Source organism: Microbacterium sp. NPDC056052 (genome assembly GCF_042266785.1).
GTDB lineage: Bacteria > Actinomycetota > Actinomycetes > Actinomycetales > Microbacteriaceae > Microbacterium.
The window spans coordinates 326,283-345,830 of the sequence record NZ_JBHJWV010000004.1 but is presented as its reverse complement, the minus strand read 5'-3'; the positions used below and the strand labels follow the sequence as shown (position 1 = coordinate 345,830).

Sequence of the window (19,548 nt, the reverse complement as noted above, 5' to 3'; positions counted from 1 at the left end):
CCGACGGCGGCGGGCACGACGATCAGAGGAGATCACCCATGGCGAACGGATCTCGCGTCCTGCTCGCGCACGCTCATCCCGACGATGAGAGCTGCGCGACGGGGGGAACGATCGCGCGGCTCGTCGCCGAAGGGCATGGCGTCACCGTGGTGACCTCGACGCAGGGCGAGCAGGGCAGGATCGCCGTCCCCGAGCTGTCGCACCTGTACGTCGACGAGGACGACGCGCTCGGTCCCGAGCGCGCGCGCGAACTCGCCGCGGCGATGTCCGCGCTCGGTGTCGCGGACCACCGCTATCTCGGCGGGCCAGGGCGCTTTCGCGACTCCGGGCGGATGGGGATCGCCGCCAACGACCGCCCCGACGCTTTCTGGCAGGCCGACCTCGACGAGGCGGGCCTGCTGATGGCGGAGATCATCCGCGAGATCCGCCCTCAGGCCCTGATCACCTACGACCCGAACGGCGGCTACGGGCACCCCGACCACATCCAGACGCACCGTGTCGCGATGCGGGGCGTCGAACTCGCCGCGGATCCCGGTGCCGCGCTCGACGGCCCGGCCTGGGAGGTGCCGTCGGTCTACTGGACGGCCGTGCCCCGTCGCCTGATCGTCGACGAGCTCACCGCCCTCGCCGCGCACGCGGACGAGCTCGGGCTGTGGGTCGACCCGGATCCGGCCGAATACCCCGACGGCGTGCACGAGGACGAGGAGATCGACGTCGAGTTCGACGTGTCGGCGCACCTCGACGCGAAGGCGGCCGCCCTCGACTGCCATCGCACGCAGCTCACCGTGAAGGGCCCGTACTGGGTGCTCGCCTCCGGGCGCGGGATGCGGATCCAGGATCGCGAATGGTTCATCCGTGTGAAGGGCGGGCACCGCACGTCCGCCGACTACGAGACCGAACTGCTGCCGGGCGCGGCGCGATGATGGCGCGTCCGACCCTCGCGCTCGACGACCGGCGCACGCAGCGCGCCCGCATCGTCGGCGCGCTGCACGAGCAGCGCAAGAGCCGCACGGACCTCGTCGAGCAGTTCGGCGTCAGCTCCTCTCTCATCACCCGCGTCGTGCGCAGCCTTCTGGATGACGGCGTGCTGCGCGAGGTCGGCAACCAGACCCAGACCATCGGCCGGCCGCCCGTGCAGCTCGAGGTGGTCCGCGACTACGGAGCACTGCTCTCCGTCTCCTGCGCCTCGGACTCGCTGCGGGCCCGCAGCATCAACCTGCACGGAGGCGTGATCGCCGAGACCGTCGCCCCCGCGACGTCCGGCAGGGTTGACCCCGCCGCCATCATCGAGCTCGTCGCGAGCCTGGTCGAGCGCACGCCGCATCTCCTGGGCATCGGCGTCGCCGTGCCCGGCGTCGTCGACGCCGAGACCGGCGACGTGAGCGCGGCTCCCGATCTCGGCTGGGAGTCGACGGTGCCGCTGCGCACCATGCTGCGCGACCGCTTCGGGACCGTCGTCACGATCGACAACGACGTGAACCTCATGATGGCCTCCGAGCGCCGCAGCCTCGACCCGCGCGCGGGTCGCAACGCCGTCTATCTCTACCTCGGCGAGCGGGGCATCGGCGCGGGCATCATCGCGGGCGGCCGGCTCATCGAGGGCGACCACGGCGCCGCGGGCGAGATCGGGCTGTTCCCGCTCAGCGCGACCGATCGCACCGACTTCGAGGACTCCACCTCCACGATCGCGATCGCGGCGCGACTCGAGGCCGCCGGCCACGACGTCGGCGGACAGGCGGTGGACCGGCTGCTCGCACTGGCTGACGCCGGCGACCCCGCGGCGCAGACCCTCCGCACGGAGATCCTCGCCTCGTTCTCGCACGCGATCGCGGTCATCACCGCCATCCTCGATCCGCACGTGATCCTGCTCGGCGGTCACGCACGGGCCTTCCGCGCGGAGGACCACGCGGAGATGCTCGCGCCCGTCCGCAAGAACCTGCCGTTCGCCCCCGACGTCAGAGCCGCCCGCTCGAATCCGAACGCGGTGCTCGACTCGGCGGTGAACCGCTGTTGGCAGCAGCTGCTCGCGGGAGGCCTCTGATCGCATTCCCCGCTCCCCCGAATCCCACCCGATCCGCGGCACCCGCCGCACCACTTCGACGAGGAAGACAAATGAAGGCACACAAGATCACCCGACCCCTGCTCACCGCCGCGGGCCTCGCCTCCGCCGGAGCGCTGCTGCTCTCGGGCTGCGCCGGCGACGTCAGCGCTGCGAAGCCGACCCAGACGAAGGCCTCCGCCACGGATGCGCCCAGCGAAGGCCTCACGATCTACACCGGACGCGACAAGGACGAGGTCGCCTGGGTCGTGGGCGAGTTCGAGAAGAAGTTCCCCGAGTACAAGGGCAAGGTGCAGACGGTCATCGCCGGCGCACAGGACAACCTCGACCGCGTCCGCGCCGAGAAGGGCAACCCGCAGGCGGGCTTCCTCTGGGGCGGCACCCAGCAGCAGTTCGAGCAGGCCGCTTCCGAGGGGCTGCTCGACGCGTACACCCCGAAGAACGACAAGGGCGTTCCGGACAAGTACAAGGACCCCGAGAACCGCTGGACGGCGGAGATGCTGCTGCCCGAGGTCATCATCTACAACTCCGATCTCCTCACCGAGAAGACCGCGCCGCAGGACTGGGCGGATCTCGCCAGCCCCGAGTGGAAGGACAAGATCGTCATCCGCGACGTCATGCCCTCTGGCACGATGCGCACGATCTACGCCTCGATGGTCTACTCGGCCTTCGCCAAGGACGGCAAGCCCGAAGCCGGCTACGACCTCCTGAAGAAGATCGACGCCAACACCGTCTCGTACGCCGCCAACCCCGACGACATGTACACCCAGCTCGACCAGGGCACCGGTCAGGTCACGGTCTGGAACATGCAGGACGCGCTGATCCAGCCGCTCAAGAACAACCGCCCGTGGGGCTACATCATGCCGAAGTCGGGCGCTCCCGTGCTCGTCGACGGCGTCGGCATCATCAAGAACACGAAGCAGGCGTCCGCCGCCAAGTCGTTCATGGACTTCCTGATGGAGCCCGGGATGCAGGCGAAGCTCGCGACCGACTACTACCAGATCCCCGCGATGGACATCCCGAAGGACAAGCAGCCGGACTGGATGAAGGACTTCAAGATCAACGAGATGAAGATCGACTGGAAGGTGTTCGCCGACCACCAGAGCGAGTGGATGACCTACTGGGCCGACAACATCAAGGACAAGGGCTGAACTGACGCATGGTCTCGGTCTCTCTGCACCAGCTCCGCAAATCGTTCGCCCGCTCCGGCACCGTCGTGAACAGCATCGACCTGACGATCGACGACGGGGAGTTCTTCACCCTCCTCGGCCCGTCGGGATGCGGCAAGTCGACAACGCTGCGCATGATCGCCGGGTTCGAGGAACCCGACAGCGGCACGATCCATTTCGACGATCGTGATGTGACGTACGCTCCGGCGAACAAGCGCGACGTGGGCCTGGTGTTCCAGAACTACGCCCTCTTCCCGCACATGTCGGTGAGCCGCAACGTCGGCTTCGGGCTGGACGTGCGCGGGGTGCAGAAGGCCGAGGCCGCCCGTCGGATCTCCGACGTCCTGCAGCAGGTGGGCCTCTCAGCCCAGGCGAACGCACGCGTCGACGAGCTCTCGGGCGGGCAGCAGCAGCGCGTCGCGCTCGCCCGGGCGCTCGTCTTCCGCCCGCAGCTCCTGCTGCTCGACGAGCCGATGTCGAATCTCGACGCGAAGCTGCGGCTCGAGATGCGCAGCGCGCTGCGCGACCTGCACGCCGAGACCGGGATCACCTCGGTCTACGTCACCCACGACCAGGCGGAGGCGCTGGCGATGTCCACGCGCATCGCCGTCATGAACACGGCCGTCGTGCACCAGGTGGGCACCCCGGACGAGGTGTACAGCCGGCCGCTCACCGCGTTCGTCGCCGGGTTCCTCGGACGCAACAACCTGCTCCGCGCCACCGTGCGCCGGAGCGACGGCGACCGCGCCGAGCTCACGCTGTCCGACGGCAGCACTCTCGCGGTGCGCACCGGCTCGGCCGCTCCCGGCGTCGACTTCGCCGTCGGATCGGACGTGGTCGCGACGATCCGCGCCGAGAACGTCCGCCTCGCCGGCCCCACCGACGATGTCAACACGGTCTCCGGCACCGTGGCGGACGTCGACTTCATCGGGCACTCGCTCTCCTGCGAGCTGGACACCGCGATCGGCCGCATCAAGGTCGACCTCACCGGTTCCCACATGCGCCCCACGCGCGGCGACGCCCTGCGCGTGGTGCTACCCGAGGAGGCCGCGTACTGCGTGCCGGCGGACAGCTGATGGTCACGCTCACCAACGCCCAGCGCGTCATCGGGCCGTCGAAGCGCCCCTCCTGGATCCGCCGACGCTGGTCGACGGCACTCACGCTCGCCCTCCTGCTCGTGGTCCTGCTCGGCTACGTCATCGGGCCGATGATCGCGACCGCACGACGCAGCGTCTCGCAGGACAAGGCCGAGATCCTCGGGTTCTCGTTCAAGGCCTGGGGCGACTTCTTCGCGAACCCCACGCAGACCTCTGCGATCGGCGGATCGATCGTGCTGTCGCTCCTGTCCGTGCTGTGCGCGGGCGTGCTCGGCACCGGCGTCGCGATCCTGCTCACGCGCTGGGAGTTCCCCGGCCGACGCGTGTTCCAGGTGCTGGCGCTGCTCCCGATCGCGCTGCCCCCGCTCATGGGCGTGTGGTCGTTCAAGCTCCTGTTCGGCGTCGGCGGACGGATCCCCTTCGCGCTGCACGAGCTCTTCGGCGTCGACCAGAAGGCCTTCTGGCTGCAGGGCGTCGCCGGCGTGCTCATCGTGCACGCCATGACGATGTACCCCTACTTCTTCCTCACCGTCTCCGCCGCACTCGCCAACTCCGACGCGTCGCTCGAGGAGGCGGCGGCCTCGATGGGCGCGCGGACCGCGCGCATCTGGGCCAAGGTCGTGCTGCCGATGCTCACGCCGGCGCTGGTCGCGGGCTCGCTCATCACCTTCATGTCGGCGATGTCCTCGTACACCGCCCCCCTGCTCTTCCAGTACACCGACGTAATGACGCAGCAGATCGTGATCGCCAAGACCAACGGCGACATGAGGCTCGCCTCGATCATCTCCACCACGCTCGCGGTGATCTCGATCGTGTTCCTCGCGATCATCCGCTCTTACGAGCAGCGCAAGGTGTACCGCACCCAGTCCAAGGGCGGCGGACGCAAGCGGTCGACTGTGGCCTCCACGCCCCTCCGGGTGCTGCTCTTCGTCGTCGCCGTGCCCGTGACGCTGTTCCTGGTGCTGCCGATCGTGATGATCGCGGTGCTCTCGGTCACGGCGAAGGGCGGCTGGCGGATGAGCGCGCTGCCCACGCAGTACACCCTCGAGTGGTGGGGCCAGCTGTTCAGCGGCTTCGAGTTCTGGCGCCCGGTGACCAACTCCCTGCTGATGAGCGTGATCGCCGTCGGCGGCGCCATGATCCTCGGCGCCGGTGCGGCCTACGTGATGAGCCGGATGCGGTTCCGCGGCAAGCTCGCGCTCGACATCGCGATCATGCTGCCCTGGGCGCTGCCGGGCACGGTGGTCGCCATCAACCTCATCACCGCGTTCTCGAGTCCCTCGCCCTTCGCCTTCGGGCAGGTTCTGGTCGGCACGTTCGCGATCCTTCCGCTCGCCTACTTCGTGCGGTTCAACCCGCTGATCTTCCGCTCCACCGTCGCGTCCTTCTCGCAGCTCGACCCGAATCTGGAGGACGCGGCCCGCAGCCTCGGCGCGAGCTGGTGGTACGCGTTCCGCCGTGTGGTGCTGCCGCTCATCTCGCGCGGCATCATGGCGGGTGCGCTGCTGGCGTTCGTCGACGGCGTCGGCGAGTTCGTCGCGAGCATCCTGATCTACACCCCCGAGTGGATCCCCCTGTCGATCGCGGTGAACAACGAGAACTACCAGGGCAACATCGGCACCGGTTCGGTGTACGGCATGATCCAGGTCCTCCTGGTGCTCGTCGTGCTGATCGTCACCCGGCGCATGGAAGCCAGGGAAGCGGCGACGCCCGCCTTCTGACCTCCGCCCACAGACCCCTCAGAGAGAGATAGAGAATGAACCGCGACGAGATCGTCCAGCGCGACGGCGCCTCCTTCCCCGGCGAGAGCTACACCACGGCCGTGCTGCGCCCCGCGTACAACGAGGCCAAGCGGATGCTGCTGCCGTCCATGATCCAGATCCACCGGGCGCATCTGGTGATGCTGCACGACGCCGGCATCCTCGGCGATGCGGAGGCCGCGACCATCGCGTCGGCCATCGACGGGCTCGACCTGGGCGCCCTCGCGGCGAGCGAGTACACCGGCGAGTTCGAGGACCTGTTCTTCACCGTCGAGCACGAGCTCATGCGGATCGGCGGCGAGGTCACCGGCAGCCTGCACACGGCGCGCAGCCGCAACGACATGGGCATGACGCTGTACCGCATGGTCATGCGGCGCCAGCTGCTGAAGGTGCTCGACGCCGCTGGCGAGCTCTATGCGACGCTGATCCGGCTCGGAGCGGAGCACGCCGACACGCTCACGCTCGAGCACACCCACACGCAGCCCGCGCAGCCCTCCGTGCTCGGGCACCGCTTCCTGGCGATCGCCGATGTGCTCGGCCGGGACATCCGCCGTGTCCAGCAGGCCTACGAGAGCCTCGACTTCTCGCCGATGGGAGGTGCGGCGCTCACCGGCACCGGCTTCGCGATCGACCGCGAGAACATGGCGCGCCTGCTCGGCTTCGGCGGGCTGGTGGAGAACTCCTACGACGCCGTCGCGGCGACCGACTACATCGCGCACTCGGCGATCGCGCTGCAGCTGATGGCGATCGACACCGGGCGCAGCTGCGTCGACTTCCTCACCTGGTGCACCGCGGAGTTCGGCCTCTACCGGGTCGCGGCCCCCTACGTGCAGATCTCCTCGATCATGCCGCAGAAGCGCAACCCGGTCTCCATCGAGCACTCCCGGTCCCTGTTGTCGGCGGCGTCGGCGAGCGCGGCGACCGTGCTCACGATGATGCACAACACCCCGTTCGGCGACATCGTCGACACCGAGGACGACCTCCAGCCGTACGCGTGGCGCGCGGTCGACACCCTCACCGACGTCCTGCACCTGCTGACCGGCGTGCTCGGGACGATCCAGGTGAACACCGACGTGATGCGCGAGCGCGCACTGGCGTCGTTCGCGAACGCCACCGAGCTGGCCGACACGCTCGTGCGCGACGGAGGGCTCACCTTCACCCAGGCGCACACGGTCGTGTCCCGGATCGTCCGCGAGGCCGACGCCGCGGGGATGACCGACGTGCGGTCCGTGTCCACCGACCGCGTGCGCGAGGTCGCCCAGGAGGTGACGGGTCGCGAGGTCCCCCTCACGACCGACGACGTCGCGCGCGCGCTCGACGCCGACAACTTCGTCGCCGTGCGCACCTCGACCGGCGGCGCCGCCCCGAGCGAGGTCGCCCGCATGGCCGCAGCCCGGCAGGAGACCGAGCAGGAGCTGCGCCGCTGGCGCGACACCCAGCGCGATCACCTCGACGCCGTCGCCGACCGGCTGGTCGAGGCGACGGCAGCCCTTCAGGCGTGATCGGGCGGATGTCGCGCCGGATGAGCGTTCTCGGAATCGACTTCGGCGGCACCAAGGTCGCGCTCCGCGTGGAGGCCGCAGACGGCTCGCGCAGGGACGAGCGCCTGCGGATCGGCCCCGACGAGCCCGCCCTCAGCGTGCTCGAGCGGACCTTCGCGGCCGCCGCGCGACTGACGGAACCGGGCGTCGTCGTCGACGCGGTGGGGGTGTCGACCCCGGGGATCGTGTTCGACGACAGGGTCGACCTCGCCCCGAACGTCGTCGGCTGGTCCGAGCTCGACCTCGCCGGCCGCTTCCGGGACGCCTTCGGAGCCGTCCCGGTCGCGATCGAGAACGATGTGAAGGCCGCCGCCCTGGCGGAGGCCAGAGCTGGCGCGCTGCGGGGCACGAGGGTGGGGCTCTACGTCAATCTCGGCACCGGCATCGCGATCGCCCCGGTGCTGGACGGCCGGGTGCTCCGCGGCGCCCACGGCGCCGCCGGCGAGATCGGATACGGCATCGTGGGCGCGGTGTCCGAGTGGCGCGCAGGCGTCCCGACCCTGGAGGAGTTCGCCGGCGGCAGCGGCCTGGAGCAGCGGGTCCGTGGCGACGGTCACGTGCCCGCCTCCGATGTCCCTGGGCTGATCGCAGCGCTCGGCACGAGCCCCGCGGCCGATGAGATGTGGTCGGGCACGGTCGACGAGATCGCCCGTCATCTCATCACCGCCGCGCTCACCTGCGATCCGTCGCGGATCGTCGTGGGGGGCGGGATGACCCGGGCGGGATCCGCCCTGTTCCAGCCGCTGTCCGCGCGTCTCGGCGCCGCCCTCCCCTATGCGCCCGAGCTGCTGCTGTCCGAGTTCGGGCCCGATGCCTCGCTGCGCGGCGCGGTGATGCTGGCCGACGACGCCGCAGCGGCGTGAGCTCCGCCGCCCCGTTCCCCCGAGGGACGCGGCGGCGGACATATTTTCCGGCGTTGACGCCCCTCCCCCACACCTGTGGAATTGCTATCAGCGGTTATTTCTACACAGAAAGAAAGTACCGCCTCCCCTCTCCACTGAAGGCGCGGGGCGCGACGTCGTCGTCCGCCCGCGCGGAAGGACGACTCATGGACGATCGACTCCCCCTGTCCCAGCGCGCGATGTCCCGCCGCACCCTCTTCAAAGCCGGGGGCGTGCTCGGCGCCGCCGCCGCGGCCGGCGCCGCCTTCCAGGTCTCGCCGCTGAGCGCCGCGGAACAGGCGCTCGCGACGCCGGGCGGTGCCGTGAAGCTCAACGTGCTGTTCATCGGGGCGCACCCGGACGACGAAGCGGGCAACCTCGGCGTGTTCGGTCAGTGGAACGAGTTCTTCGACATGAAGGCCGGCGTGATCACGGTCACCCGCGGCGAGGGCGGCGGCAACGCCGTCGGGCTCGAGGAGGGGCCGCCGCTGGGCATGATGCGCGAGGCCGAGGAGCGCAAGGCCGTCGGCTACGCGGGCATCGAGCACGTCTTCAACCTGGACGGCCTGGATTTCTACTACACCGCGAGCGCGCCGCTGTCGCATCAGGTCTGGGGCGGTGACGCGGTCCTCGGCCGCATCGTGCGCGTGGTGCGCGCGACCCGGCCCGACGTCATCGTCACGATGAACCCGTCGGCGGTCGAAGGCAACCACGGCAACCACCAGCAGGCGGCGATGTTCGCCGTCGAGGCCTACCTCGCGGCCGGCGACCCCAGCCGCTTCCCCGAGCACCTCTCCGAGGGCTTCGCGGCCTGGCAGCCGCGGCGCATCCTCCGTGCGGGCGCGAACGGCACGGGCACGAACGGCGAGGGCGGCGTCGCCGCCGGATACACCCCGTCCGTCGCGTCCGACATCGTCTTCGGCTGCTGGAACGGCACCCCCAGCACCCGCAACGGCCGCCGCTGGTCGGAGATGCTCGACCTCGCGCGCTGGGCCTACGTCACGCAGGGCTGGGCCGAGATGGCCGCGAGCCCGACGGACCCCGCCAAGATCTCCACCTCCTGGTTCACGGTCATCCACTCCCGCACGCCGATCGTGGATCCCCGTTCCGGCGGCGATGCCGCGCTGCGCGGCGCAGCGCTGCCGATCGACGGCGGCCTCCCCCTCGGCACTCTCATCGACGTGCGCCCCGCACGGTTCGAGGCGGTCGCGGGGCAGAGCCTCGCCGTCGACGTGACGATCACCGCGCCGGAGGACGCGAAGCTCGCGGGCGGCGCGGTGACGCTGGCGGTCCCGAGCGGGTGGACGGTGAACGGATCCCAGTCCGTGCGGGCGCTCAAGAAGGGCGGATCCCAGCGCCTCACATTCCAGGTCACCGCCGGATCCGACCCGGTGGGCACCCAGGCGCGTGTCGAGGCGACGCTCACGGCGGGCGGCGCCTCTGGCACCACGTTCGCCCAGCTCCGCGTGGCGGGAGCGGTCGAGGCGACGATCAGCCCGCTGCCCGAGATCCGCCTGTTCCGCGAATGGACCGCCGGTCTCGGGATGAAGCACCTCGACGTGCTCGTCCCCGAGCTGTTCCCCGTCGGCCAGGGCCGCACCCGGCCGCTGGACGTCGTCGTGCAGAACTTCTCCGACCAGCTCCGCTCCGGCTCGGTCTCGCTCGAGCTCCCCACCGGGTTCTCCGCGTCCCCGACTGAGCTGCCCTATGCGGGGCTCGGCGCCGGCGAGACCGCCACGCTCACCTTCGACGTCGCCAACACCGACACCGCGATCCCCACGGCGAACCGCGCGAGCAACCGCGGCAACTGGCCCGTGACCGTCCGCGCGGCGAGCGATGCGGGCACCGCGGCCCGATCGGTCACGATGAATCTCGTGCCCGCCTATGCGGTGCAGCGCGCCGAGGTCACCCCCGTGCTGGACGGCATCCGCCGGGACGACGAGTACCCCGGCGACCCGATCCCGGTGGAGACGATCTGGGACGGATCCCCGATGGGCGGCACCACCGCCTCGATCAGCGCGAAGACCTGGATCACCCACGACGACGCGAACCTCTATCTGTTCATCTCGGTCGCCGACGACATCCGCGGGACGATCCTGCCGGCCGCGGACAACAAGCGCCAGCGCCGCACCGATTCGGTCGAGATCTACGTCGACCCCCGCGGGGACGCGCCCAACACCGCGCACACCTTCATCGGCGGCATCATGCCCTCGATGGACACCATGACGGGCGCCCCCGGCGTGGGACGCGACAGGGACAACTGGCAGGGCGAAGCGGCTGTCACGGCGCCCGGCATGGAGGTCGCGGTCCGGATGGCGCCGACCGCCGCCGAGTACGCCGGCTACGACCTCGAGGTGAGGATCCCGTTCTCGGTGCTCCCCGACAACCTCGACCCGGCCCACGTCGGGTTCAACGTCGTCGTGAATGACTCGGACACCCAGAACAAGGCCGCGCAGAACCGCGTCGGCTGGTCGACATTCCCCGGCATGCGGGCGGATCCGTGGCGCTGGGGCATCATCACGCTCGACGGCATCGCCGACGCGGGTGCCAGCCCCAAGGATCCGACGCTGCCCGACACCGCGGCGCGGTCGGTCGCCTCGCCGCAGTCGATCCTGCAGTCCGCCGGCGACCAGGTGCCCCTCGGCGGATCGTCGAAGGCGGACCACGCGCTCAAGGTGCTCTCGTCCTCCGTCTCCGGCGGCATCGCGAAGGTCGCGCTGCAGACCCCGCGGGCCGGCACGGCCCGGGTGTTCCTCTGGGACGGCGCGCAGGTCCTCGGCAGCGCCGAGAAGGCGGTGGGCTCTGGACGGACCGACGTCGGCTTCCCGGTCCGCACCACGGCGAGCGGCACGGGCGACAGCCTCACCGGCACCCCGGCCTCGCCGGTGCTGGCCGTGTCCTTCGAGTCGCAGAGCGGCGTCTCCGCCACCCGCGCGCCGCTGGGCGGGCGCTCGCGCTGAACGAACGGAGGGGCCGACGCGATCGTTCGCGTCGGCCCCTCCCCTGTCCGCCGACCGCTGGGTCATCCCGCAGAACGGGATCCTTCGGAGGCGGGTCCGCTCAGCTGCGCAACCAGACCGTGCTCTCGCCGGGCACGGCGCCGTCGACAAGCATGCCGAGCGCCGGCTCTTCCCCGGCGGCGAGCGCGAACGGCTCGGTGCCGAAGTTGGTCACGACCTGCCAGCCGTTCAGGCGCGCGAAGCGGAGCACGTCGTCGCGACCGGTCTCGATCCAGTCCAGCGTCTCCGCGGTCTGCAGCTCGTGGCGCAGGGCGAGCGCGCGACGGTAGGTGTTCAGCGACGACGCCGGATCCGCATCCTCCGCCTCGACCGCGTAATCCGCGAACCAGTCCGGCTGCGGGATGTGGGCGCCGGCGCTGCCGAACCCGAACGAGGTTCCGGAACGCGCCCAGGGCAGCGGCACGCGGCAGCCGTCGCGGCCGAGACCGTCGCGGTCGGGGTCGGCGCCGCGGAAGAACGCGGGATCCTGCCGGTCCTCGGCCTTGATGTCGGCGACCTCGTGCAGGCCGAGCTCCTCGCCCTGGTACAGGTAGGTGCTGCCGGGCAGGCCGAGGAGGAACAGCGACGCGGCGAGCGCGCGGCGTCCGCCCCGCTCCAGGTCGACCTGGTCCGCGGGCCCGCCGGCGAGGATCCACGCGGACCCCTGCTTGACGTCGCGTCCGTTCAGCGGCTCCAGGCCGTAGCGGGTGGCGTGACGGACCACGTCGTGGTTCGAGAGCACCCAGGTGGAGCTGGATCCGGTCGCCTCGCTCTGCGCGAGGTTGTCGGTCACGATGTGCCGGAACTGCGCGGCATCGAAGTCCGCCTCGAGCAGGTCGAAGTTGAACGCCTGGCCGAGCCCTTCCGGGGTCGCGTACTTCGCGCGGCGCTCGGCCGTGGCCACCCACGCCTCGGCCACCGCGATGCGCGGCGGGTCGTACTCGTCGAACACCCGCCGCCACTCGCGGTAGATGTCGTGCACGGCGTCGCGGTCCCACAGCGGGTGCTGTCCGTCGGTCGTGTCCATCGCGTCGAGCTCTGCCTGGCTCGGCAGCACGTCCGGCAGGTCCTTGCTCAGCCCGTGCGCGACGTCGATCCGGAAGCCGTCGACCCCGCGGTCCGACCAGAACCGCAGCGTGGAGAGGAACTCGGCGTGCACGTCGGGGTTGTCCCAGTTGAAGTCGGGCTGCTCCGTGGCGAAGAAGTGGAAGTACCACTGGCCGTCGCCGACGGGCTCCCAGCCGGCGCCCCCGAACACGCTCGTCCAGTCGGCGGGCGGCAGCTCGCCGTTCTCGCCGAGCCCGTCGCGGAAGATGTACCGGTCGCGCTCGGGTGAGCCCTTGGGTGCGGCGAGCGCGGCCTGGAACATCGCATGCCGGTCCGACGAGTGGTTCGGCACGATGTCGACGATCACCTTGATCCCGCGGCCGTGCAGGGCGGCGATCATGTCGTCGAAGTCGGCGAGGGTGCCCAGACGCGGATCCACATCGCGGTAGTCGGCGACGTCGTAGCCGCCGTCGGCCAGCTCCGACGGGTAGAACGGGCTCAGCCACACCGCGTCGACGCCGAGTCCGGCGAGGTAGTCGGCCTTCTCGACCACGCCCCGGATATCGCCGAGGCCATCGCCGTTCGTGTCGGCGAAGCTGCGCGGATAGACCTGATAGACGACGGCCTGACGCCACCAGGCGGCATCGGCGGATCCGGTCACGAGGGTGTCGGTCGTGAGGACTGCATCGGTCATGGGGTTCCCTTCCGGGGTTGGGTGGTCGGTCATCATCTGGTCGGCGAAGGCGTCAGCCCTTCACGGCGCCCTGGGTCACACCCTCCATCACCCAGCGCTGCGTGAACAGATAGGCGACGATCGCGGGGGCCATGGCCATCAGGTACGAGGCGAAGGACACGTTGTAGTTGTTGCTGAACTGGGTCTGGAACAGGTTCTGCCTCACGGGCAGCGTCTGCAAGGCCGGATCCGAGATGATCAGCGACGGCATCATGAAGTCGTTCCAGGCGTAGAGGAAGGCGAAGATGCCGACCGTGGCGCTCATCGGGCCGAGCAGCGGGAAGATGATCCGCCAGAACGTCTGCCAGGTGCTCGCGCCGTCGATGCGCGCGCTCTCCTCGAGTTCGAGCGGGATCGAGCGCAGGAACGCGGTGAACAGCAGCACGCTGAAGCTCAGCTGGAACATCGTGGCGAGGATGACCACGCCGAACGGGTTGTCCAGGTGCACGAGCCCGGTGAGCTGGATCTGCGGCAGGGCGACCACGGGGAACGGGATGAACATCGCGGCGAGCAAGTAGAAGAACGAGTACCGGAACAGCTTCCGGTCCCAGTTGCGCACGATCGCGTACGACGCGAACGCCGCGAGCACGATCGTGAGCACCACGGTGCCCGCGGTCACGAACAGCGAGATGCCCGCCCCCACCGGGAACGTCGTGAGGTTCCACGCCTGCACGAAGCCGTCGATCGAGAAGGGCGCGGGCAGCGAGAAGGCATTGCCGTCGACTGCCTGATCCGTGGTCTTGAACGCCATCGAGATCGTGACGTAGAGCGGCAGCAGCACCGTGATCGCGCACAGGACGAGGATGATCGTGCCCGACCAGTTGACGCGCTCCATGCGGACGCGCGGCCGGCGCCTCCTGATGGATCCGGTGGTGAGGGCTTCGGTCGTGAGCAAGGTCTGGGTCGACATCAGAGGGCGTTCCTTCCGCGCGTCAGCGAGAGCTGGAGGAGGGAGATGAGGATGGCGACGACGAAGAAGATTGTCGCGTTCGCCATCTGATAGGCGTAGTCGCCGCCGTTGAACCCGGCGATGATCGTCATCGCGACGCTGCGCGTCGCGGTGCCCGGACCGCCGTTGGTGAGGCCGACGATGATGTCGTAGGCGTTGAGGAACCCCTTGAACCCGAGGATCACGTTGATCACCACGTAGCCGAACACGAGCGGCACGGTGATCCGGGTGAGCTGCTGGGTCTTGGACGCGCCGTCGATCGCGGCGGCCTCGTACACCTCGCCCGGCACCGACAGCAGGCCCGCGATGTAGATGAGCAGCGTGCCCGGGATCGCCTGCCAGGCCGTCACGATCACGATCGCGACCCAGGCGAGGTCGGGGTTGGCGAGGATGCTGGTCTGCAGCCACTCCAGCCCCGTCGCGTTCCCGAGCCCGGGGATCGAGTTCGAGAACAGGAAGTTGAAGACGTAGGCGATGATGATGCCCGAGATCACCATCGGGATCACGAAGATCGTGCGCAGGCCCGCTTTGAACCGGATCCGTGAGGTCAGGCCGACCGCGAGCAGGAAGCCGATCACGTTCACCACGATCACCGTGGCGAGCGAGAAGCCGAACGTGAACAGGTAGCTCTGCAGGATGGCCGGATCACTGAACGCCGCGAGGTAGTTGGTCACCCCGTTGAAGCTCCAGTCGCCGATGCCGATCGAGTCGGTGAAGCTGAAGAAGATCCCGATGACGGCGGGGACCGTGATCGCGAGCGTGAACAGGATCAGGCTCGGCAGCAGGAACAGGTAGTAGATCGGCTCGACGCGGCGCGCGCTGCGGCGCGCCGTGCGGTCGCCCTGGGTGACGATCGTGGTGGTGGCGCTCATTTCGCCGCTCCCTTCGTGTCACGGGCGGCCGGGGCGCGGAACGCGAGTCGCGCCCAGTCGGCGTCCATGGTCGCGAGGGTCGTCCGAGGCTTCGCGCCCAGGGCCATGGCCTGGGCGTAGTTGAAGACGGGGATGGTCTTGGGCACCAGGACGGACGGCCCCTGGTAGATGCGCCCCTCGTCGACGTAGGGGATCATCCCGGCCACGCGGGGGTCGTCCGGCGCCGGCGCCGACGTAGTGGGGGCGAACCCGAGCTGCGACGCGTTGTACGCCTCGATGTTCTGCGGCTGATACAGGTACTCGAGGAAGTCCCGGGCGGCGGCCTTGTGGTGCGAGCCCTCGGGGATCATCGCGGCGAGGTCGAGGTTGACGCGCACCTTCAGGTCGTCCGCGTCGTCGGTCATCGGGAGCGGGAAGGTGCCGAGCTGCAGATCGGGCGCGGTCTTCGCGATCTCGCTGAACGCCCAGGGGCCCTGCAGGTACATCGCGGCCTGCCCCTTCGAGAAGGCCAAGTTGCCGTCGCCGTAGCCGCGACTGGCCGCGTCCTTGTTGACATAGGCGCCGAGCAGCTGCTGCATCTTCGCCATCGGTGCGGCGAAGTCCTTCGAGAACGAGGTCGTCGAGTCCGGCCCGACCTTCGCGCCTTCCGCGTTCAGTCTCTGGAACACGTCGAGCACATCCAGGGATCCGCCGGTCGCGTAGTCGTACCAGCCCTGGCCGACCGTCCAGTCGTCCTTGAGCGTCGCGTAGAACGGGGTGACACCCGCGGCCTTCAGCTGATCGCACGCGGCGATCAGCTCGTCCCACGTCGTCGGGACCGCGATGCGGTGCTCGGCGAAGATCTGCTTGTTGTAGATGACCGACGCCGCCATGACCGAGTAGGGCAGCGCGCTGGTGCGGCCGGCGCAGGTGCCGTACTGATCGAGCAGCGGCTGGTAGGTGGCGGCGATCTCGCCCGCCGCCTTCGTGCCGCTCAGGTCGCTGAGCGCGCAGCGGGAGACGAACCGCGCGACCTCCATGTTGTAGTTCGCGAGCATGAGGTCGGGCGGGTTGCCCCGCACGAAGCTCGCCGAGACGACGTCGACGCCCGAGGTGTCGATCACGACCCTGACCTTCGACTGCGAGGAGTTGTACTCCGCGACCTTCTTCGTCATGAAGTCGATCGCCTCGCGTTTGCTGAACGTGAACCGGATCGTCTCGCGCCCGTCGGCGGGCGAGCAGCCCGCGAGGGCTCCCCCGGCGACGGCGAGCGCGGCGACGGCGGCGAGCGCCCTCGCGATCCGCGTGCGTGGTGCAGACACCTTCGTCCTCATCCCTTCCGACGGGATCCGGCTCGTGAGCGTTCGACGCAGCAGGCGGATCCTTGTTTCGGAGATTAGATTTTGTGCCCGAATCAACTCGGGCAAGGGTTACTCTGACAGAGGTCCACCCGAGAGGTCAAGCATCATGTCGACATCCGCCGCCGACGTCGGCGCCACCAGGCCGAGCCTGGGCCAGGTGCTGGACTTCGCCTGGGGCCGCGGTCCGTTCACCGCCACGGAGGCGATGGCGGGCGCCTCGCTCACGCGCTCGACCACGATCGACGCGATCGACACGCTCGTCGAGACGGGCGTGGTGCGCGAGCTCGCGAACGCCCGCGACGCCGGCGAGTACTCGGCCGGGCGCCCGGCCCGACGCTTCGAGCTGCCCGCCGACCTCGGAGCCGTGATCGCGCTGGATGCGGGCGACACGCACCTGGGCGTGACCGTCACCGACCTCGCGCGCGCCCCGCTCGCGCAGGTGCGCGCCGACCTGGATCCGCTGCACACCGTCGGGCAGCGCCGCGCGGCGATCCTGCGCCACCTCGACGCGGCCCTGACCTCGAGCGGGGTTCCCCGCGACCGCGTTCTCGCGCTGTGCGCGGGCGTCGCGGCCCCGGTGGCGCGGAACGGCTCGTCGCCGCCGCACCCCGACGGTTTCTGGGAGCGCACCAACCCCGGCCTCGCCGAGCTGCTGGCCGGGTGGGCGCCGGTGGTCGAGGTCAAGAACGACGCCGTGCTCGCCGCCGCCGCGGAGGGCGATCTCGGGCAGGCCGTGGACTGCCGCGACTACATCGCGCTGATCGCGGGCGAGCGCTTCGGCGCCGGCGCGGTCGTGGATGGCCACATCCTGCACGGCGCGCACGGCGGCGTGGGCGAGATGGTGCTGCTGGACCACGTGCGCGGCGTCGGATCCGCCGAGGGGCTCGGGCCCGCGATCACCCGCATCGCCCAGGAGCTGCTGACCTCGGGCAAGGCCGCGGCCGACGGAGCGCTCGCCGATCTCGCCGCGAACGGTCTGCGCGCGGAGCGCATCCTCGCCCTCTCTGCCACCGGGGATCCCGATGCGGTGCAGGTCGTGCGCGGAGCCGGCGAGTACCTGGCGCGCGTCGTCGCGGTGCTCGGGAGCACCTATGACCCGGAGCGCGTGATCGTCTGCGGCGCGATCTCCGACGCCATCGAACCCGTGCTCGACGCGGCGCGCGACGTGCTGCGCCCGCTGCTCGACCTGCCGGCGCCGACGATCCTGCGCTCGCACCTCGGCGCCGACATCGTGCTCGCCGGCGCGGTCTCCACGGCCCTGGCCGCGGCCCGCACCGTCGGCCTGCCGCGACTCGTGGCGCAGCGGCTGCGCGGCTGAGGCGAGCCGGATACGGCTGCGGTCAGCGCCAGTCATAACGGCGAGTGTGATTGAGCCCGTCCTCAGCCTTTGAGGAACGCGATGTGGCTGAGATCGCGGACCAGCAGGTTCACGCCTGGCTGCATCCGTGAGCACGCTGTGGCTTCGCAGATGAACCACTGGCCAACGAGGTCTGAGATGGACGACGCACCTTCGCGTGCGAGAAGTTCCGTCTCCACGGTCCCCTCATCCGCGCTGACGCTCGTCCAACCGTAGCCTCTCGTAGAGCTTCGTCAGCTTCTTCACGGATACCGCGTTGCCTAGGGCTTGCCTCGGGTATCGACGTCCGCTCTGAGCATGTGCGCTCACCCTATCGAGCCACCTCGTCGAGGACTTAGTGGGCGAAAGTGACCACCGTCCGGTCGCCGAACCGGTGAGGGTTCTAGATGCCCGAATGTTGAATGAGTGTAGGCCCCCGGCAGCTTCCGCGCGCACCGGCCCCGTCACAGCCTGGCGTCATCGTGTACGGGCCGCGTTCGGCAGCGAGGTGGGCAGTGACGTCCCACGTAGTCGGACCAGCTCGGGTAAACCCGACATCCCACTCGATAGGTCCGGGAGCGGCGGCGAGACGACGGCCAGCGGCGGCGGCAGGGTCACGGTCATACCGTCTTCTATGCGCGGGGTTCTATGCGCGGGCCTGAGGTTAGTGCCCGTCAGACGGGGATCATCTCGTAGTGTTCGAGACATGTTCCGCACGTCGGCTTATCGACGTGGTCGGCGGTCGGCACGAACCAATGGCCGCACATCGCTTGAACGGCCTCGCCGTAGACGGTGGCGTAGGTGACGCTATCGCGCCGGGTGTAGTGGGCGATGGTCCCGAGTCGCACCTCGCCCGGACGCGCGTCGGCCCCGACTCCACCAGCCGCAGTGGTGGCGCGGGCGGCGAGCATCGCTTCCTCGGTCAGCACCGTCCAGTGGGAGAGGCCGTTGTCTTGCAGCGGGCCGGTCGTCCAGGTCTCGAGCTGCGGGTCGATGGCGCTCTGCACGATGAGGGAGGCCTGCGCGCAGAGCATCGGGCTATCCCAGCCGACGGGGACGAGTTCCACCACCAGTTCGTGGGCAACGACGCCGTCGACTTCGGTGTGCACAATAAGCATCGAGAGCGTGAGAAGGTCCGCACCGTCTGGCGCACACACCTCGACGTCGTGGGTGCCGTCCGGGTCGTTCAGCGCCGTGCACAGAAGAGCGAGCGCGGTGAGGTGCAGTTGCAGTTTCCAGGCGTCCCGCTGAGCCATCTTGCGCTCGATGGAGCGTACCTTCTCGTCCTCGACCGTCGGCAGGAAGCCGTCGGAGCCCGAGTGACAACGGCGTGCGAACTCCACATAGAAATCTTCGGGAGAGCCGGCACGGTGATACCCCGCAGCTCCCAGCCACGCGGTCTCCACGCCGTCCTTCTCAACGACTACGGCCGCTCCGCGCCAGCGCGCCGAGTGAGTCTGCTTGAACCACTGCCGGTCTGTGACGGCGCTGATGGTCTCTCGCAGCGTTCCGCGGTCGTCATCACCCGCGAACTGCTCCTCGAACGCCTGGATCAGCGGGTGGCGGAGTAGCGCGAAGGGAGGGAGTGCGCGCAGCTGCTTACTCACTGCGGAGTCCCTGATGTCTCCGGCGACGGCTTGCTGGGCGAGCTCACGCAGTTGCTGCACGCTGGTGAGGTCCGCCGGTGTCGTCCACCCCGACCGGAGGTCCTCAGCCGCGCAACGCAGCGTCACTCGCCGGTTTCGTCCCATGCCACCAGCATACG

The 19,548-nt window shown here is 69.7% G+C and carries 14 protein-coding genes; 9 read left to right on the top strand and 5 right to left on the bottom strand.

Annotation, left to right across the window (positions count from 1 at the left end; all coding sequences use genetic code 11):
- Positions 1-38: 38 nt before the first annotated feature.
- The 8 genes from mshB to ACFC1J_RS10560 all read left to right on the top strand — a co-directional run bounded on the left by mshB (position 39) and on the right by ACFC1J_RS10560 (position 11,467).
- Positions 39-923: an N-acetyl-1-D-myo-inositol-2-amino-2-deoxy-alpha-D-glucopyranoside deacetylase gene (gene mshB / locus ACFC1J_RS10595; RefSeq protein WP_375905249.1), complete on the top strand. Its 885-nt coding sequence runs from the start codon at positions 39-41 to the stop codon at positions 921-923.
- The gene (locus tag ACFC1J_RS10590; RefSeq protein WP_375905246.1) at positions 923-2,041 is read left to right on the top strand and encodes an ROK family transcriptional regulator; all 1,119 of its coding nucleotides are present in this window, start codon (positions 923-925) and stop codon (positions 2,039-2,041) included. The genes mshB and ACFC1J_RS10590 overlap by 1 nt, the downstream gene beginning before the upstream one ends.
- Before the next feature lie 71 nt (positions 2,042-2,112).
- Positions 2,113-3,210, top strand: a complete 1,098-nt coding sequence (locus tag ACFC1J_RS10585) for an extracellular solute-binding protein (protein ID WP_375905243.1) — start codon at positions 2,113-2,115, stop codon at positions 3,208-3,210.
- 8 nt (positions 3,211-3,218) lie between these two features.
- The gene (locus ACFC1J_RS10580; protein WP_375905240.1) at positions 3,219-4,304 is read left to right on the top strand and encodes an ABC transporter ATP-binding protein; all 1,086 of its coding nucleotides are present in this window, start codon (positions 3,219-3,221) and stop codon (positions 4,302-4,304) included.
- On the top strand, positions 4,304-6,046 hold the full coding sequence (locus ACFC1J_RS10575) for an ABC transporter permease (protein WP_375905237.1): 1,743 nt from the start codon (positions 4,304-4,306) through the stop codon (positions 6,044-6,046). The genes ACFC1J_RS10580 and ACFC1J_RS10575 overlap by 1 nt, the downstream gene beginning before the upstream one ends.
- Positions 6,047-6,081: 35 nt before the next feature.
- Positions 6,082-7,587 (top strand): argininosuccinate lyase, encoded by a 1,506-nt coding sequence (gene argH, locus ACFC1J_RS10570; protein ID WP_375905234.1) that lies wholly within the window; start codon positions 6,082-6,084, stop codon positions 7,585-7,587.
- A gap of 20 nt (positions 7,588-7,607) precedes the next feature.
- Positions 7,608-8,489 (top strand): ROK family protein, encoded by an 882-nt coding sequence (locus tag ACFC1J_RS10565; RefSeq protein ID WP_375905231.1) that lies wholly within the window; start codon positions 7,608-7,610, stop codon positions 8,487-8,489.
- A gap of 185 nt (positions 8,490-8,674) precedes the next feature.
- A complete protein-coding gene (locus tag ACFC1J_RS10560) occupies positions 8,675-11,467 on the top strand; it encodes a PIG-L family deacetylase (protein ID WP_375905228.1) in 2,793 nt (930 codons plus the stop codon).
- Between the two features lie 100 nt (positions 11,468-11,567).
- Here ACFC1J_RS10560 and ACFC1J_RS10555 read toward each other — a convergent pair whose 3' ends face one another.
- From ACFC1J_RS10555 to ACFC1J_RS10540, 4 genes are read right to left on the bottom strand one after another with little or no spacing between them, the layout of a single operon-like run.
- Entirely contained in the window at positions 11,568-13,247 is a 1,680-nt protein-coding gene (locus ACFC1J_RS10555) for a glycoside hydrolase family 13 protein (protein ID WP_375905225.1), read from the bottom strand.
- Positions 13,248-13,299: 52 nt separating this feature from the next.
- Complete coding sequence (locus ACFC1J_RS10550) at positions 13,300-14,196, bottom strand: carbohydrate ABC transporter permease (RefSeq protein ID WP_375905222.1); 897 nt, start codon at positions 14,194-14,196, stop codon at positions 13,300-13,302.
- Entirely contained in the window at positions 14,196-15,107 is a 912-nt protein-coding gene (locus tag ACFC1J_RS10545) for a carbohydrate ABC transporter permease (RefSeq protein WP_375905220.1), read from the bottom strand. The genes ACFC1J_RS10550 and ACFC1J_RS10545 overlap by 1 nt, the downstream gene beginning before the upstream one ends.
- A complete protein-coding gene (locus ACFC1J_RS10540) occupies positions 15,104-16,408 on the bottom strand; it encodes an ABC transporter substrate-binding protein (RefSeq protein ID WP_375905217.1) in 1,305 nt (434 codons plus the stop codon). The genes ACFC1J_RS10545 and ACFC1J_RS10540 overlap by 4 nt, the downstream gene beginning before the upstream one ends.
- A 145-nt stretch (positions 16,409-16,553) precedes the next feature.
- Between ACFC1J_RS10540 and ACFC1J_RS10535 the strand changes: the two genes are divergently transcribed.
- Positions 16,554-17,765, top strand: coding sequence for an ROK family protein (locus ACFC1J_RS10535; RefSeq protein WP_375905214.1), 1,212 nt, complete (start codon positions 16,554-16,556; stop codon positions 17,763-17,765).
- 692 nt (positions 17,766-18,457) lie between these two features.
- Here the strand turns inward: ACFC1J_RS10535 and ACFC1J_RS10530 are convergent.
- Positions 18,458-19,534, bottom strand: a complete 1,077-nt coding sequence (locus tag ACFC1J_RS10530) for a DUF3039 domain-containing protein (RefSeq protein ID WP_375905211.1) — start codon at positions 19,532-19,534, stop codon at positions 18,458-18,460.
- Positions 19,535-19,548: the final 14 nt, after the last annotated feature.

Coding starts and splice junctions, on each gene's coding strand:
- mshB (WP_375905249.1), top strand. CDS start 39: ATGGCGAACGGATCTCGCGTCCTGCTCGCGCACGCTCATCCCGACGAT.
- ACFC1J_RS10590 (WP_375905246.1), top strand. CDS start 923: ATGGCGCGTCCGACCCTCGCGCTCGACGACCGGCGCACGCAGCGCGCC.
- ACFC1J_RS10585 (WP_375905243.1), top strand. CDS start 2,113: ATGAAGGCACACAAGATCACCCGACCCCTGCTCACCGCCGCGGGCCTC.
- ACFC1J_RS10580 (WP_375905240.1), top strand. CDS start 3,219: ATGGTCTCGGTCTCTCTGCACCAGCTCCGCAAATCGTTCGCCCGCTCC.
- ACFC1J_RS10575 (WP_375905237.1), top strand. CDS start 4,304: ATGGTCACGCTCACCAACGCCCAGCGCGTCATCGGGCCGTCGAAGCGC.
- argH (WP_375905234.1), top strand. CDS start 6,082: ATGAACCGCGACGAGATCGTCCAGCGCGACGGCGCCTCCTTCCCCGGC.
- ACFC1J_RS10565 (WP_375905231.1), top strand. CDS start 7,608: ATGAGCGTTCTCGGAATCGACTTCGGCGGCACCAAGGTCGCGCTCCGC.
- ACFC1J_RS10560 (WP_375905228.1), top strand. CDS start 8,675: ATGGACGATCGACTCCCCCTGTCCCAGCGCGCGATGTCCCGCCGCACC.
- ACFC1J_RS10555 (WP_375905225.1), bottom strand. CDS start 13,247: ATGACCGATGCAGTCCTCACGACCGACACCCTCGTGACCGGATCCGCC.
- ACFC1J_RS10550 (WP_375905222.1), bottom strand. CDS start 14,196: ATGTCGACCCAGACCTTGCTCACGACCGAAGCCCTCACCACCGGATCC.
- ACFC1J_RS10545 (WP_375905220.1), bottom strand. CDS start 15,107: ATGAGCGCCACCACCACGATCGTCACCCAGGGCGACCGCACGGCGCGC.
- ACFC1J_RS10535 (WP_375905214.1), top strand. CDS start 16,554: ATGTCGACATCCGCCGCCGACGTCGGCGCCACCAGGCCGAGCCTGGGC.
- ACFC1J_RS10530 (WP_375905211.1), bottom strand. CDS start 19,534: ATGGGACGAAACCGGCGAGTGACGCTGCGTTGCGCGGCTGAGGACCTC.